Origin of the sequence: Micromonospora mangrovicola (genome assembly GCF_047200535.1) — a bacterium.
GTDB lineage: Bacteria > Actinomycetota > Actinomycetes > Mycobacteriales > Micromonosporaceae > Micromonospora.
In genome coordinates this window covers 1-16,148 of the sequence record NZ_JBJZOG010000081.1, presented here as the reverse complement: position 1 = coordinate 16,148, position 16,148 = coordinate 1, and the positions used below count along the sequence as shown (strand labels likewise).

8 protein-coding genes are annotated in these 16,148 nt (G+C 75.0%); 7 read left to right on the top strand and 1 reads right to left on the bottom strand.

The genetic code is table 11. The features are described from left to right. The first annotated feature begins 82 nt into the window (after positions 1–82). Positions 83–4,270 carry a non-ribosomal peptide synthetase gene (locus tag ACL02O_RS25450; protein ID WP_412820680.1) on the top strand — a complete coding sequence of 1,396 codons (4,188 nt, stop codon included), beginning with the start codon at positions 83–85 and terminating at the stop codon, positions 4,268–4,270. A 94-nt stretch (positions 4,271–4,364) separates the two neighbouring features. After that, entirely contained in the window at positions 4,365–5,894 is a 1,530-nt protein-coding gene (locus ACL02O_RS25445) for an MFS transporter (protein ID WP_412820679.1), read from the top strand. Between the two features lie 212 nt (positions 5,895–6,106). Here ACL02O_RS25445 and ACL02O_RS25440 read toward each other — a convergent pair whose 3' ends face one another. Then, complete coding sequence (locus ACL02O_RS25440) at positions 6,107–7,057, bottom strand: helix-turn-helix domain-containing protein (RefSeq protein ID WP_412820678.1); 951 nt, start codon at positions 7,055–7,057, stop codon at positions 6,107–6,109. Between the two features lie 302 nt (positions 7,058–7,359). Here ACL02O_RS25440 and ACL02O_RS25435 point away from each other — a divergent pair, with 302 nt between their 5' ends. The 5 genes from ACL02O_RS25435 (at position 7,360) to ACL02O_RS25415 (ending at position 16,129) form a co-directional block, all read left to right on the top strand. Further along, positions 7,360–8,550 (top strand): NAD(P)/FAD-dependent oxidoreductase, encoded by a 1,191-nt coding sequence (locus ACL02O_RS25435; RefSeq protein WP_412820677.1) that lies wholly within the window; start codon positions 7,360–7,362, stop codon positions 8,548–8,550. A 72-nt stretch (positions 8,551–8,622) separates the two neighbouring features. Next, the gene (locus ACL02O_RS25430; RefSeq protein ID WP_412820676.1) at positions 8,623–12,018 is read left to right on the top strand and encodes a non-ribosomal peptide synthetase; all 3,396 of its coding nucleotides are present in this window, start codon (positions 8,623–8,625) and stop codon (positions 12,016–12,018) included. Then, on the top strand, positions 12,015–13,529 hold the full coding sequence (locus tag ACL02O_RS25425) for a GMC family oxidoreductase (protein ID WP_412820675.1): 1,515 nt from the start codon (positions 12,015–12,017) through the stop codon (positions 13,527–13,529). The genes ACL02O_RS25430 and ACL02O_RS25425 overlap by 4 nt, the downstream gene beginning before the upstream one ends. Before the next feature lie 63 nt (positions 13,530–13,592). Then, positions 13,593–14,510 carry an ABC transporter ATP-binding protein gene (locus ACL02O_RS25420; RefSeq protein WP_412820674.1) on the top strand — a complete coding sequence of 306 codons (918 nt, stop codon included), beginning with the start codon at positions 13,593–13,595 and terminating at the stop codon, positions 14,508–14,510. Beyond that, positions 14,507–16,129, top strand: coding sequence for an ABC transporter permease (locus ACL02O_RS25415; RefSeq protein ID WP_412820673.1), 1,623 nt, complete (start codon positions 14,507–14,509; stop codon positions 16,127–16,129). Before ACL02O_RS25420 ends, ACL02O_RS25415 begins: the two co-directional genes overlap by 4 nt. Positions 16,130–16,148 lie beyond the last annotated feature (19 nt).

Sequence of the window (16,148 nt, the reverse complement as noted above, 5' to 3'; positions counted from 1 at the left end):
AGCCGGGGTTGCGAGCTCCGCAGTCGCGAACTGAGGTGGCGCCCGCGAGCGCGGACGGTCCGATCTGGAGGAAGGGATTGCGGTGAGCGGAGCGGACGAGGGCGCGGTCGCCGCCCTGGTGGCCGACCTGGCCCGGAGCGACGTGCGGTTGAAGCTGGCCGGCAACGACCAGCTGAGCGTGAGCGCGCCGAAGGGACGCCTCTCGCCGGAGCTGCGCGAGCGGATCACCCGGCACCGGGCGGAGCTGATCAGCTGGCTGTCCCGGGGCCGGCGGGCTGCCGAACCGGCCGCCGCGGCGCTACCGGAGATCACCCCCGATCCGGCGGCGCGGCACGAGCCGTTCCCACCGTCGGACATCCAGATGTCCTTCCTGGTGGGCAGCCGGGAGGGGTTGGAGTACCACGTCCGGCCGCACCAGTACATGGAGGTGGACTTCCCGGAGCTGGATCCGGACCGGTTCACCCGGGCGCTCAACGCCGCGGCGCGGCGGCACCGGCACAGTCTGGTCGTGGTCCGCGAGGACATGATGCTGGAGACGGTGCGCGACCCGGAACCGGTCCCGGTCGAGGTGATCGACCTGCGCGACCTCGACGAGGCCGGAGAGCGGGCCGGCATCGAGCGGACCCGGGCCGCGATGCAGCGCCGGGAGCTGCCGCTGGACCGCTGGCCGTGGCTGGACGTCCGGCTCTCGCTGCTGGCCGACGGCCGGGTCCGGATGCACTGGAACAACAACAACTTCTTCAGTGACGCCCCCGGCACCGGCCGGTTCCTCACGGACCTGCTGCACTGCTACGACCAGCCGGACGAGCCGCTGCCGGAGCTGACGCTCAGCTACCGGGACTGCGTGCTGGCCCTCGCCGAACTGGAGGAGTCGCCGCTGGGGCACGCGTCGAAACGGTACTGGCTGGACCGGATGGCCGACTGGCCGACCGCCCCGGAACTGCCCCTCGCGCCCGGCTCGGACACCCGCCGCCGGTCCCGCCTGGAGCGCCGGGAGCACGTGCTGTCGCCGGCCCGGTGGGCGGCGTTCACCCGGCGGGCCGCCGCCCGAGGGCTGTCCCAGACCAACGCCCTGTGCGCCGTCTACGCCGAGGTGCTCGGGGCGTGGAGCGGATCCCAGCACTTTCTGATCAACAACATGAACACCCACCGGCTGCCGCTGCACCCGCAGATCGGCGAGGTGGTCGGCAACTTCTCCTCGCTCTACCCGCTCGAGGTGGACTGGCGGGCCGGCGGCCCGTTCCAGGAGCGGGCCCGCCGGTTGCAGGCCCAGGTGCTCTCCGACATGCAGCACGTCTACTGGAGCGGGGTCAAGGTGCTCCAGGCGGTCAACGGGCTCCGCCGCACCCCGGGCCGGGCGGTCTGCCCGTACGCGGTGGGCAGCGCGCTCTTCGTCGGGCAGACCGACCGGCCGGTGTACAGCCTGCTGGAGACCCCGCAGGTGCTGCTCGACTGCGAGTTCTGGGAGCAGCGGGACGGCAGCATGTGGACGGTCTGGGACGTGCTGGAGGCGATGTTCCCGCCCGGGCTGATGGACGACATGCTGGCCGGCTACGGCGCGGTGCTCGACGCCCTCGCGGACAGCGACGAGGCCTGGGACCGCTTGGCGTTCGGCCTGCTGCCGGCCACCGACCGGGGTCGCCGCGCCCGACTGAACCGGTCCGCCACGCCCGTGCCGCCGGGGCTGCTGCACGCTCCCCTGGCCCGGCGGGCCGCCGACCAGCCGGCCCGCCCGGCGGTGGTGGCCGGGGACACCACGCTCGACTACGCCACCCTCTACCAGCGGGCCGGACGGCTCGCCGCGGCGGTGCGGGACAGCGGCGTACGCCCGGGTGACCTGGTGGCGGTCGCCGCCGGCAAGGGGTGGGCGCAGCTCGTCGCGGTGCACGCCGTGCTGCTGGCCGGCGGGGCGTACGTGCCGATCGACCCCGGCTGGCCCGCCGAGCGGATCGGGTGGCTGCTGGCCGACACCGGGGCCACCGCCGTGGTCACCGACGCGGACACCCGGGCGGCGCTCGCCGACACGGTGCCGGTGCCGCTGCTGGTGGTCGAGGAGACCGCCGGCGAGGGCCCGATCCTCGGGTACGCGCCGCTGCGCGAGCCGGACGACCTGGCGTACGTGATCTACACGTCCGGGTCGACCGGCCGGCCGAAGGGCGCGATGCTGGATCATCGCGGGCCGCTGAACACGGTGACCGACGTCAACATCCGGTACGACGTCACCGAGCAGGACGTGCTCTTCGGCATCTCCTCGCTCTGCTTCGACCTGTCGGTGTACGACGTGTTCGGGGCCGCTGCGGCCGGTGCCGCCCTGGTCCTGCCCGACCCGGCCCGGCACGACCCGGCGTCCTGGCTGGCGCTGGCCCGCGAACACGGGGTCACCGTCTGGAACTCGGTGCCGGCGCTCATGCAGCTGCTCGTCGAGGAGGCCGAGACGACCGGGGCGCACCTGCCCGACCTGCGGCTGGTGCTGCTCAGCGGGGACTGGATCCCGGTCACCCTGCCGGACCGGATCCGGGCGGTCGCGCCGCACGCCCGGGTGGTCAGTCTCGGCGGGGCCACCGAGGCGTCCATCTGGTCCATCGCCCACCCGATCGAGCGGGTCGCCCCGGACTGGGTGAGCATCCCGTACGGGCGGCCGCTGACCAACCAGACCTGGCACGTCCTGGACCAGCTGGGCCGGGACGCGCCGACCTGGGTGCCGGGACACCTGTACGTGGGTGGGGCGGGGGTGGCGTTGGGATACCTCAACGATCCGGAACGCACCGCCGGGGCGTTCGTGTCGCATCCGGTGACCGGGGAGCGGCTGTACCGCACCGGCGACCGGGGCCGGTACCTGCCCGACGGCACCATCGAGTTCCTCGGCCGGGCCGACTTCCAGGTGAAGATCCAGGGCTTCCGGGTGGAGCCGGGCGAGGTGGAGCACGCCCTGCTGGAGCACCCCGAGGTGGGCGGGGCGGCGGTGGTCGCCCGCACCTCCGGTTCCGGGCGGCAGCTGGCCGCGTTCGTGGTCGGCCGGGACGGCGGGGACCGACCGGACCCGGTGGCCGTCCGCGAGTTCCTCACCGCCCGGCTCCCCGCCTACCTGGTCCCCGCCCACGTGGTGGTCCGCGACGCGCTGCCGCTGACCGGCAACGGCAAGGTGGACCGGCGGGCGCTGGAGACGGTCGACCTCGCCGACGGCGGTGGCGAACGGCGGCACGTGCCGCCGAGCACGCCGACCGAGGTGGCGCTCGCCGAGATCTGGCGGGAGATCCTCCAGGTGGACCGGCTCGGGGTCGAGGACGACTTCTTCGACCTGGGTGGACAGTCCTTCGCGGCGCTGCGGGTGGTCGGCCAGATCGCCCAGCGGCTGGGCCGGCGGGTGCCGTTGGGCGCGCTGCTGGAGCGGCGCACCGTGGCCGGGCTGGCCCGTTGGTTGGAGACGGCCCCCGCGGACTGGTCGCCGCTGGTCCGGCTGACGGGCGAACCCGGCGGCACCGGCGCCCCGCCCTGGGTGCTGGTGCACCCGGCCGGCGGCGACGTGCTCTGCTACCGGGACCTCGCCGCCCGGCTGGACCGGGACTGCCTCGCCCTGCAGGCGCCCGGCCCGGCGGTCGGCCGGGAACCGGTGGCCGACCTCGGCGAACTGGCCCGGCTCTACCTGGCCGCGCTGCGCCGGGAGCAGCCGCACGGCCCGTACCTGCTCGGCGGCTGGTCGTCCGGCGGGGTCATCGCCGCGGAACTCGCCCGGCAACTGGAGGAGGCCGGCGAACGGGTGCGGCACCTGGCGGTCGTCGACGCCCCCGCCCCGCTGGCGCCGCAGCGGGTGACCGACACCGACATCCCGCTCTGGTTCCTGGAGGACCTGGACCGGGGCTTCGACCCTGGCCTGGTCACTGCCGATCAGTTGGGCGAGCTGGCCGCGCTGCCCGCCGAGGAGCGGCTGGACGGGGCGGTGCGGCTGGCGGCCAAGCAGGGCGTTCCGGTGGACGACCTGGCCGGCGGCGCGCTCGCCGCCACGTACGCGGTGTTCGACGCGGTGGTGCGGGCGTGCGCCGGGCACCGGGCGGGGCGGATCGACGCCGACGTCACCGTGTTGCGGGCCCGCGACGGCCGGGTCAGCGAGTTCGCCGACCACCCGTACGGCGACCGTCCCGACTGGGGCTGGGCCGAGCTGACCGGGGGTCGCCTGGCCGGCGTGCCGGTCCCCGGCACCCACCACACCGTGCTCACCGCAGTCGGCGTGGAGCAGGTGGCTGCGGCGCTGAACGCGGCGACCCGGGACTGAACCCCGTTCCCGTACGGCGGTCCGGCCGGGTCGCCGTCCCCCACCCACCGCGCCGCCGGCGCCGGTGGCCGACCTGCCCCGAGAGGAGGCCCCGGTGGCCCGTCACTGGAAGGTCCTGCTGGTCACGTCCGTCGCCGTGATGATGGCGCTGTTGGACGTGACGATCGTCAACGTGGCGCTGCCCGCCCTGGCGGCCGCCTTCCCGGACAGCGCGCTGAACGACCTGTCCTGGGTGCTCAACGCGTACAACGTGGTCTTCGCCGCCGCGCTGATCCCGGCCGGGCGGCTGGCCGACCGGTGGGGTCGGCGCCGGCTGTTCCTCGCCGGGATGGGGCTCTTCCTGGTCGGCTCGGCCGCGTGCGGGCTGGCCCCCGCGGTGGGCGTGCTGATCGCGGCGCGGTGCGTGCAGGCGCTCGGCGCGGCGGCCATCATGCCGACCTCGCTCGGCCTGTTGCTGCCCGAGTTCCCGGTGCAGCGCCGGGCCACCGCGATCGCGCTGTGGACCGCCACCGGTACGGTGGCCGGCGCCGCCGGCCCGTCTCTCGGTGGCGCGCTGGTGGCCTGGCAGGGTTGGCGGTGGGTGTTCCTGGTGAACCTGGCGATCGGGCTGCCCGGCCTGCTGGCGGCGGTCCGGGTGCTGCGGGAGAACCGGGACACCACCCCCGGCCCGTTCCCGGACGTGGTGGGCGCGCTGCTGCTCGGCGGCGGCGTCGGCGCCCTCGCCCTGGCGGTGGTCCGGCTCCCGGACTGGGGTGCGACGTCGGCGGCGTTCGGCGGTACCCTCGCCGTCGGCGCCGCCCTGCTGGCCGCCCTGGCGATCCGGTCGGTCCGGCACCCGGCCCCGGTCATCGAGCCGGCGCTGATCCGGATCCGCTCGTTCAGCGTCGCCAACCTCGGCTCGCTGGTCTTCGCCGCCGCGATGAACGCGCTGCTGCTGTGCAACGTACTCTTCCTGACCCAGGTATGGCGCTACGACAGCCTGGCCACGGGCGGCGCGCTGACCGCCGGCCCGGTGACCGCCGCGGCGCTGGCCCCGCTGGTCGGCCGGCTCGGCGACCGGTACGGGCCCCGGGCGGTGGCGCTGCCCGGCGGGTTGTTCTTCTGCGCCGGGGCGCTGCTGTTCGCCCGCGCCCCGGGCCAGCCGGACTTCCTCGCCGACTTCCTGCCGGCGGCGGTGCTGATCGGCGCAGGCGCCGCGTTCAGCTTCCCCGGCTTCGGCCACGCGGCGTTCGCCGAGTTCCCCCGGGCCCGCTTCGCCACCGGGGTGGCCATCGCCTCGTGCCTGCGGCAGGTCGGCGCCGTCGTCGGCATCGCGGTCCTGATCACCGTCCTGAACGACGACGGCGGCACCCCGCTGGCCGTGTTCCACCGCGCCTACCAGGTGATCGCCGCCGGTGGGCTGCTCGCCGCCGGGGTGGCGCTCACCCTCGGCCGGGTGCACGCCCGGGACGTGGCGCACGTGCCGGCGACCCGGCCCGCCGGTGGTCCGGCCGCCGGGGCCGCGACGCAACCGGCCGGGACGCAACCGGCCGGGACTACGGCGCAACCGGCCGGAACTGCGGCACAACCGGCCGGAACTGCGGCACAACCGGCCGCTGGCACGGCCGACGGGCGGGCGGGCTAGCGGCGGGCACCTCGGCCGCCGCGCAACGTGCCGGCCCGGGTGACCTGGCCACCGCCACGGAGACCGCCGCCACGGAGGCTGGTTGATCCACTCGGATTGCGGTGGGTCGAGGTCTTCGGGGCGCCGGACAGCGCCGCTTGCGGCAGTCCGGGTCGATCAAGGGGTCTCCTCGGCCCGCTCCCCGGCCCGACCGCGTCGCCCACGAACGGGGCCTACCGGTTGGTCGGCGGTGCGGCCAGCCAGTGGCACGGCTGCCCGCTGAACCAGGCCGTCCGCCACGCCTTCTGCAGTGCGGCGACCAGCCTGCCGCCGAGGTCCGGGACGGGCCGACCGGTGATCGGGGCGGTGAGGCCGGCCGCCACCGCCGCCAACTCGGTCCAGGTCGGCTCCGGCGGGGCCACCCGGACCTGGTGGCCGCGCCGGGCCGCCCAGGCGCGCACCACCGGGCGCCGGACGGACTCCTCACCGGCGGCGAGCACGTGCAGCCGCCGGCCCGGCCGGCCGTCGGCGACCGCCGCCAGGAAATCGGCCAGCGACGGCGGTGGGGCCACTGCGGGGCCGGCGGGGCCGGTACCGGTCAGTGCCGCAACGACCGCGCCCAGGCCGGTGGCCGAGCCGATGGTCGAGCCGGCAGACGCCGGGCCGGCGGCGAGGACGAGCAGGCAGTCGCGGTAATCGCAGTGCAGTCCGACCAGTTCCGCGCCGGCCAGCGGCAATTCGGGCAACCCGGGCAGCCGGAACGCGGCCGGCTCGGTCGGGTGCAGCCCCCAGCGCCGCCAGATCCGGGCCACCGTGCCGTTGGACAGGCCCAGCTCCCCGCCGAGTGCCCGGCTGGACCAGGCGCCGCCGCCGGGCGGGACGGTGGTCAGCGTCCGTAGCACGACGTCGGCGTCCCGCACCCGGGGCCGGCGGCCGGGGCGTACCCGGTCGCGCAGGCCCAGCACCCCCTCCTCGGCGTAGCGGCGCAGCCAGGTCGCCACGGTGGGCCGGGTGGTGGCCAGCCGGCGGGCCGTCTCGGCGTACGACAGGCCGCTGGCGGCGGTCAGCACGATGGCGGCTCGCAGCGGTTCCCCGCCACGGCGGTCGCCGCCGGACAGCGAGAGGAGAATCTTCCGGTCCTCCGGCGAAATGGCGATCGCCCTTCCCTGAGCCGGTTGCCCCATTTATCCAACCCCCGGATTAGAATGCACACGTTGAGAGTGGACGGTATGGTCGCGCTAATTCGACGGTCAATCGAGGCCGCGCGGCTAGGGGGCGTCCGAGCTGCTCAGCCGGCACGATAAGGGGACCGCACGCGCACCGTAGGGGGGTCTTCCAGCGCTGCGTGACGGCGTTGTCCCGGTACCCCGAAAGGCGCCCCACAAATTGATGTGTCGTAAATATCTTTACGTTTTTCGTATGGCCCCGACACAGCCGTACGTCGCACCATGGTGGCACCTGCTCGGCGGTTATCGAGGAGTCCCGCATGTACGACGCGATCGTCGTCGGTGCGCGCTGCGCCGGTGCCACCACCGCGATGCTCCTGGCGCGGGCCGGGCACCGGGTGCTGCTGCTGGACCGCGCGAGCTTCCCCAGCGACACGATGTCCACCCACTACGTCCACCCGCCGACCATCGCCCGGCTGGCGGGCTGGGGACTGCTGGATTCGTTGCGCGCCACCGGCTGCCCGCCGCTCGATGTCTCCCGCTGGACTCTCGCGGGGGTGCCGGTGACCGGCTGCGCGCCGGCCGTCGACGGGATCCGGGCCGGGTACGGGCCGCGCCGCTTCGTGCTGGACACCCTGCTGGTCCGGGCGGCCGAGGCGGCCGGTGCCGAGCTGCGCGAGGAGTGCAACGTCACCGACCTGCTCTGGGACGGCGACCGGGTGGTCGGGATCCGGGCCCGGGGGCCGCGTGGCGAGTTCACCGAACGCGCCCGGGTGGTGATCGGCGCGGACGGGCTCGACTCGATGGTGGCCAAGAAGGTGCAGGCCCCGAAGTACGAGGCGGTGCCCTCGCTCTGCTGCGTCTACTACACCTACTGGAGCGGGTTCACCGCCGACTACGAGGTCTTCGTCGACCACCGGCGCATGGTCGGGGCGGTGCCGACCAACGACGGCCTCGTCATGGTCCTCGTGCAGGCACCGCGCGAGGAGTTCGACGAGGTCCGCAAGGACATCGAGGGGTCGTACTTCCGCTCGCTGGCCCTCGCGGCGCCGAGCATGCTGGAGCGGGTCCGTTCCGGCCGGCGCGAGGAACGGTACGTCGGCACCGGCCGGCTGCCGAACTTCTTCCGCCGGGGCAGCGGGCCCGGCTGGGCGTTGGTCGGCGACGCCGGCTACCACAAGGACTCGGTCGGAGCCAACGGGATCAGCGACGCCATCGGGCACGCCGCGCTGCTGGCCGAGCACCTGTCGCCGGCCCTCGGCGGCGAACGGTCGGTGGACCGGGCCCTGGTCGACTACACCGTACGGCGCGACCGGAAGTCCCTGCCCACGTACCACTTCAACCTCCAGGCGGCCCAGCTGCGCCCGACCGACGAACTGCTGGACGTGCTCCGGGCGATCCAGGGTCATCAGGAGCAGATGGACCGCTTCTTCGGCTTCATCGCCGGCATGTACGGCTGGACGGAGTTCGTCGACGGGGTCGCCACCGCCCTGGGCACCCCGGTCCGATGACCACCGTCCCCGCCGGCAGGCACCGCCGGCGCCTGTCCCGCCCCGAGCACCCGAGACCTGGCAGGAGAGATGATGACGGCGCCTGACCTACTGTCCGAACTGCACCGGCGTGGCGTGCGGCTGCGCCTGGTCGACGACCGGTTGGACGTCCGGGCGGCCGCTGGCGCGCTCACCCCGCAGCTCCGGGAGGAGCTGCGCGAGCACCGGGACGCGTTGGTCGCGCTGCTGCGCCGGATGTCCGACGGCGGGACCCCGCAGGAGATCGTGCCCCGGCCGCAGGACCGGCACGAGCCGTTCCCGCTGACCGACATCCAGCACGCCTACTGGGTGGGGCGCAACCCGGCGCTGCAACTGGGTGGCGTCGCCACCCACTACTACTTCGAGCTGGACGGGCTCGACCTCGACCCGGCCCGGCTGGCGGCGAGCCTGCGCAAGGTGATCGACCGGCACGACATGCTGCGCGCGGTGGTTGACCCGGACGGGCGGCAGCGGATCCTGCCCGAGGTGCCTTCGTACGACCTACCGGTGGCCGACCTGCGCGCGGTGCCCGACGAGGAACGCCAGGCCGCGCTGGCCAAGACCCGGGCGGAGATGGGGCACCAGTTGCTGCCGCCGGAACACTGGCCGCTGTTCGACCTGCGCGTCTCGCTGGTCGACGAGCGCCGGACCCGGCTGCACGTCAGCATCAACGTCCTGATCATGGACGCGTTCAGCCTCCAGCTGCTGTTCCGCGACTGGCGGCTGTTCTACACCGACCCGGACCGGACGCCCGAGCCGCTGCCCCTGTCCTACCGGGACTACGTCCTGGCCGAGGATGCGGCCCGGGAGGGCCGCGAGTACCGAACCGCCGAGGCGTACTGGCGGGACCGGTTGGACACCCTGCCACCCGCCCCGGCCCTGCCGCTGCACGCCGGCACCGTCGGCGGCCCCGGCGGCACGCCGGTGGAGTTCGTCCGGCGCAGCGCCCGGTTGCCCCGCCCGCTCTGGGACGCCCTCAAGGCCACCGCGCAGCGGTACGGGGTCACCGCCTCGGTCGCGGTGATGAGCGCGTACGCGGAGGTGCTGCGCACCTGGTCGCGGCAGGCCGACTTCACCCTCAACCTCAGCCTGTTCAACCGGCGGCCGCTGCACCCGCGGATCGGTGAGATCATCGGCGACTTCACCTCGGTCACCCTGCTCGCCGCCACGGCGGTCCCCGGGGAGTCGTTCGCCGACCGGGCCCGCCGGCTCAACCGCCAGCTCGTTCAGGACCTGGAGCACTCCGCGTTCAGCGGGGTCCGGGTGCTGCGGGAACGGTCCCGGCGCCTCGGCGGCGGGCCGGGCGCGGCGATGCCGGTGGTGTTCACCAGCGCCCTCGCGCTCGGCGACCGGGAGAACCGGACGCCGGACTCGCGGTTCTTCGGCGAGTTCGGCTACGGCATCAGCCAGACCCCGCAGGTCTGGCTGGACCACCAGGTCACCGAGGAGAGCGGGGACCTCTGCCTGGACTGGGACGCGGTGGAGGCGCTCTTCCCGGCCGGGCTGCTCGACGACATGTTCGACAGCTACCAGGGCCTGCTGCGCCGGCTCGCCGAGGACCCGGCGGCCTGGGACGAGGTGGATGCGCCGGTGCCGTTGCCGGCGCACCAGCTCCAGCAGCGGCGGCGGGTCAACGAGACGTCCGCCGACATTCCCGCGCGTACCCTCTGCGATCTGGTCGAGGAGCGGGCCGCCGCGCAGCCCGACGCGCCGGCGGTGATCACGCCGGACGGCGGGCTGACCCACGGCGAGGTGGTCGACCGGGCCCGCCGGCTGGCCGTCCGGCTGCGCGAGCTGGGCGCGACCACCGGCCAGCTGGTGGCGGTGGTGCTGGACCGCTGCGCCGAGCAGGTGCCGGCGGTGCTGGGGGTGACCCGGGCCGGGGCCGCGTACCTGCCGATCGAGCCGGCCTGGCCGGACGCGCGCCGGGTCGACCTGCTCGACCAGGGCGGGGTGCGCATCGTGGTGACCACGCCGCGGCTACGCGACGAGCTGGCCTGGCCGGCCGGGCTGCGCCTGGTCACCCTGGACGATCCGGAGGTGCGGGCCGCCGACCCGGCCGCGGCCGGTCCGGGGCCCGCCCCGGACGACCTGGCATACGTCATCTTCACCTCCGGCTCCACCGGCCGGCCGAAGGGCGTGATGATCGACCACCGGGGCGCGGCCAACACCGTGCAGGACGTCAACGCCCGCTTCGGCGTCACCCCGACGGACCGGGTGCTGGGGCTCTCCGCGCTCAGCTTCGACCTGTCCGTCTACGACGTCTTCGGTGCCCTGGCGGCGGGGGCCGCGGTGGTGCTGCCCGTGCCCGGGCGGGCGGCCGATCCGGAGCACTGGGGCGACCTCGTCCGCCGGCACCGGGTCACGGTGTGGAACTCGGTGCCGGCGCTGATGCAGGCCTGGGTGGACGCCCCGGCCGCGCACCCCGACCCGGCGGACTCGACGCTGCGGGTGGTGCTGCTCAGCGGTGACTGGATCCCGGTGCGACTGCCCGACGCGATTCGGGCCCGGCACCCCCGGGCGGCGGTGCACAGCCTGGGCGGCGCGACGGAGGCGTCGATCTGGTCGATCCATTTCCCGATCGACGCCGTCGGCGCCGACTGGACCAGCATCCCGTACGGGCGGGCGATGGCGAACCAGACCATGCACGTCCTCGACGCGCGGCTCGCTCCCTGTCCGGTGTGGACGCCGGGTGAGCTGTGGATCGGCGGGGCGGGCGTGGCGCTGGGCTACTGGGCCGACCCGGAGCGCACCGGGGAGCGTTTCCTCCGGCACCCGGTCACCGGCGAGCGCCTCTACCGCACCGGCGACCTCGGCCGGTGGCTGCCCGACGGAAACATCGAGTTCCTCGGGCGGGACGACGACCAGGTGAAGCTGAACGGCTTCCGGATCGAGCTGGGTGAGATCACCGCGACGCTGTCCCGGCAGCCGGGGGTCGCCGAGGCGGTGACCGTGGTGGACACCAACCCGGGCACCGGCCGCCGCCAGCTCGTCGGGTACGTGGTGCCGGCCGACCCGGCCGCGCCGGTGCCCGCCGAGACACTGCGCGCCGGGCTGGCCCGGACGCTGCCCGAGTACATGGTCCCGCACCACTACCCGGTGCTGGACCGGATCCCGCTGAGCGCCAACGGCAAGGTGGACCGGAACGCCCTGCCGTCGCCCTGGACCGGGCCGGACCCGGCCGGGGACCGCGCCGCCCCCGGCGACGAGGTGGAGCGGAGCATCCTGGCGATCTGGCAGGAGGCGCTGGGCCGCGACGACTTCGGGGTGGCGGACAACTTCTTCGAACTGGGCGCCGACTCGCTGCACGCGGTCCGGATCCTGGGCCGGCTGCGGGAGGAGTTCGGCATCGAGCCGGACGCCGACGAGGGCCTGCCGATGCTCTTCGACAGCCCGACCGTGGCCGAACTGGCCGACACCGTACGCGGCCTGCTGCGGGAGCGGGGGTGACCGTGGCGGACGGTTGGGACGACGTGGTGGTGGGCGCCGGCTCGGCCGGCGCCACCCTGGCCGCCCGGCTGTCCGAGCAGGCCGGGCGGCGGGTGCTGCTGATCGAGGCCGGCCCGGACCGCTCCGGCGGGGACGGCGGTCCCGAGCAGCTCGGCCGGCCCACGCTGTCCGGCCTGAACTGGGAGTACGAGACCGCGGACGGGGAGCGGCCGGTCCCGTACCGGGTGGGTCGGGTGGTGGGCGGCTCGTCGGCGATCAACGGCGCCATCGCGCTGCGCGGCCTGCCCGTCGACTTCGACGAGTGGGCCGCCGCCGGCAACCCGGAGTGGGCCTGGTGGAAGGTGCTGCCGTACTTCGTGCGGATGGAGACCGACCACGACGTGACCGGCCCGGAGCACGGCGACCGGGGCCCGGTGCCGATCCGGCGGTTGACCGCCACCTCGCCGATCAGCGACGCGTTCGTCGACGCCTGCCGGCAGCAGGGGCTGCCGCCGGTGGCGGACCTGAACGCCGCCCCGGCCCCGGGGGTGGGGCCGCTGCCGACGAACTCGTCGCAGGGCCGCCGGATGGGCACGGCCGAGACGTACCTGGCCGCCGCGCGGGGCCGGCCGAACCTGACCGTCTGGCCGGAGACCACCGCGCTGCGGCTGCTCGGCGACGGGCCTCGGATCATCGGGGTGGAGGTGCGGCGCGGCGGGCGGACGGTCCGGGTCCGGGCCGACCGGGTGACGCTCAGCGCCGGCGGGGTGAACACCCCGCTGCTGCTGCAACGGTCCGGCATCGGGCCGGCGGACCGGCTGGCCGCGCTGGGCGTACGGCCGTGGGTGGACCTGCCGGGGGTGGGCGTGAACCTCAGCGACCACCCGCTGCTGGGCATCTGGGCGGTGCCCCGGGCCGGGCTGTGCCGGGCCGGTGAACCGTGGCACTCGGTGGTGGCCCGGGCGGCCAGCGACGGGGTCGACCCGGACCTGATGGTCTTCCTCAACTGCAACGTCTCCCCGGAGGACGTGCCCACCCTCGGGCCGATGCTGCGCGGGCGGCCCGGCGTGTCGGTGGCGGTGATGCTGATGAGCACCGACTCGCGGGGCAGCGTGCGGCTGCGGGACGCGGCCCCGGACAGCCCGCCGGAGATCCGGCTGAACCTGGCCCGGGAGCCGCGCGACGAGCAGCGCCTGATGACCGGCGCCCGGCTGGTCTGGTCGCTGCTGCGCGCGCCGGCGATGGGCGGGCTGCTGGAGCGGGTGCTGCTCTGGACCGACCGGATGGTGGCCGAGGAGCCGCTGCTGCGCCGTGCCGTGCGGACCTTCGTGGCGCCGTCCTGGCATCCGACCGGCACCGCCCGGATGGGTCCGGCCGACGACCCGCTCGCGGTGGTCGACCAGTTCCTGCGGGTGCACGGGGTGGACGGGTTGCGGGTGGTGGACGCCTCGGTGGTGCCCGCGGTGCCCCGGGCCACCCCCAACCTGACCTGCATGATGCTGGGTGAGCGGGCGGCCGACTGGATGTCCTGATCCGGTGACCGGGTGACAGCGATCTGTGCGGGCTCTGCCAGCTGTGGTTGCGAACCTCGCCGCATGAGTGACGCCTTCCAGGCCCAGGGCCTGGTCAAACGATTCGGCAAGACGGTGGCGCTGGACGGCATCGACCTGTCCGTGCGTACCGGCGAGGTGCACGGTTTCCTGGGCCCCAACGGTGCGGGCAAGACGACCACGATCCGGGTCCTGCTCGGCCTGCTGCGCGCCGACGCGGGCACGGTGCGGCTGCTGGACGGCGACCCCTGGCGGGACATCACCCGGCTGCACAAGCGGCTGGCGTACGTGCCCGGCGACGTGAGCCTCTGGCCGCGGCTCTCCGGCGGGGAGACGATCGACCTGCTCGGCCGGCTGCGCGGCGGGCTGGACCCGGCCCGCCGGGCCGAGCTGCTCGACCGCTTCCAGCTCGACCCGCGCAAGAAGGGCCGGGCCTACTCGAAGGGCAACCGGCAGAAGGTGGCCCTGGTCGCGGCGTTCGCCTCGGACGTGGAGCTGTTCATCCTGGACGAGCCCACCTCCGGCCTCGACCCGCTGATGTCCGAGGTGTTCAACCAGTGCGTGGCCGAGGTCCGCCAGGAGGGCCGCACGGTGCTGCTGGCCAGCCACATCCTCGGCGAGGTGGAGAAGCTCTGCGACCGGGTCAGCATCATCCGGTCCGGGCGGATCGTGGAGACCGGCTCGCTGAGCGAGCTGCGCCACCTGACCCGGACCACCATCCAGGCCCGGCTGGGCCGCCCCGCCGCCGGGCTGGGCGAGCTGCCCGGCACCCACAACGTCACCGTCGACGGCGACCGGGTCAGCCTCCAGGTCGACCCCGACGCGCTGCCGGAGGTGCTGCGCCGCCTCGGCGAGTACGAGGCGCGCGAGCTGGTCAGCCAGCCGCCCACCCTGGAGGAGCTGTTCCTGCGCCACTACGACGTCGGCCCGCACCACAGCGGGGAGAAGGTCGGTGCCCGATGAGTGAACTGGTCGGCACCGGGCGCCTGGCCCGGCTGGCGCTGCGCCGGGACCGGATCGGCCTGCCGGTGTGGATCCTGCTCGCGATCAGCCTCGCCGCCGGCCCGGCCAAGTCGCTCGCCGACGCGTACGCCACGGCGGAGAAGCAGCGCGAGTACGCCGAGGGGGTGGGCAGCAACCCGGCCGCCGCGGTGTTCAGCGGGCCGAGCATCGGCGTCGAGCACCTCGGCGGAATCGTGGTCAAGGAGAGCGCCGTCTGGGTGCTGCTGCTGGTGGCGATCACCAGCATCATGCTGGTCACCCGCTACACCCGGACCGAGGAGGAGAGCGGGCGGGCGGAGCTGGTCACCGCCGCCGCCGTCGGGCGGCACGCCCGGCTGGCCGCCGCCCTGCTCGTGGTCGGCGTCGCCGACCTGCTGATCGGGCTGGGCGCCGCGGCCGGCCTGATGGGCGCCGGGCTGTCGGGCGCCGGCTCGCTGGCGTACGGGCTGGGCGTCACCATGGTCGGCTGGGTCTTCGCCGCCGTCGCGGCGGTCACCGCACAACTGGTCGAGGCCGCCCGCACCGCGAACGGGATCGCCCTCGCGGTCTTCGGCGCGACGTTCCTGCTGCGCGGCATCGCCGACTCCGCCTCGGTGGCCGACGACGGCACCGGGGGCACCCGGCAGCTCGCCTGGCTCTCCCCCACCGGCTGGTTCTACCAGCTCCGGCCGTACGCCGGGGAACGCTGGTGGGTGCTCGGGCTGGCCGTGGTCGTCGGGGCGGCGCTCACCGGTGTCGCGGTGGCGCTGAGCCGGCGCCGGGACATCGGCGCGGGCCTGCTGGCGGCGCGGCTCGGCCCGCCGGAGGCACGGCCCGGGCTGGCCACCCCGCTCGCCCTGGCCTGGCGGCTGCAGCGCGGCGGCCTGATCGCCTGGGCCGCCGGGGTGGCGGTCGGCGGCGCGGTGCTCGGCTCGCTGGCCCACGACATCACCGACATGGTCGGCGACAACGCCACCGCCGCGAAGGCGATCCGCCAGCTCGGCGGTGCCGACGTGCTGGTCGACAGCTACCTGGTCTGGGTGCTGCGGATCCTCGGCCTGGCCGCCGCCGCGTACGCGGTCTCGGCGGTGCTGCGGCTGCGCTCGGAGGAGTCCGGGCTGCGGGCCGAGCCGGTGCTGGCCGCCGCGGTGACCCGCACCCGGTACGCCCTCAGCCACGTCCTGGTGGCGGTGGCCGGCGTGGTGGTGCTGCTGCTCACCGCGGGCCTGGTCGTCGGGCTGGTGCACGGGGCGCGCTCCGGGGACGTGGGCGGCGAGCTGCCCCGGATGCTCGGCGCGGCGCTGGTGCAGCTGCCCGCCGCGCTGCTGCCGGCCGCGCTGGCCGCGGCCCTGTTCGGGCTGCTGCCCGGCGCCACGCTGGTGGCGTGGCTCTTCGTCGGGGTGATCCTGCTGATCGCCCAGCTCGGCCCGGTGCTCGAGCTGGACCAGTGGGTCATGGACGTCTCCCCGTTCACCCACCTGCCCCGGCTGCCCGGTGGGGACGTGACCGCGATGCCGCTGGTCTGGCTGGGGGCGCTGGTGCTGCTGCTGGGCGCGGCCGGCCTGGCCACCTTCCGCCGGCGCGACCTGGACACCGCCTGATCCCTGCTCACCCCCCCCG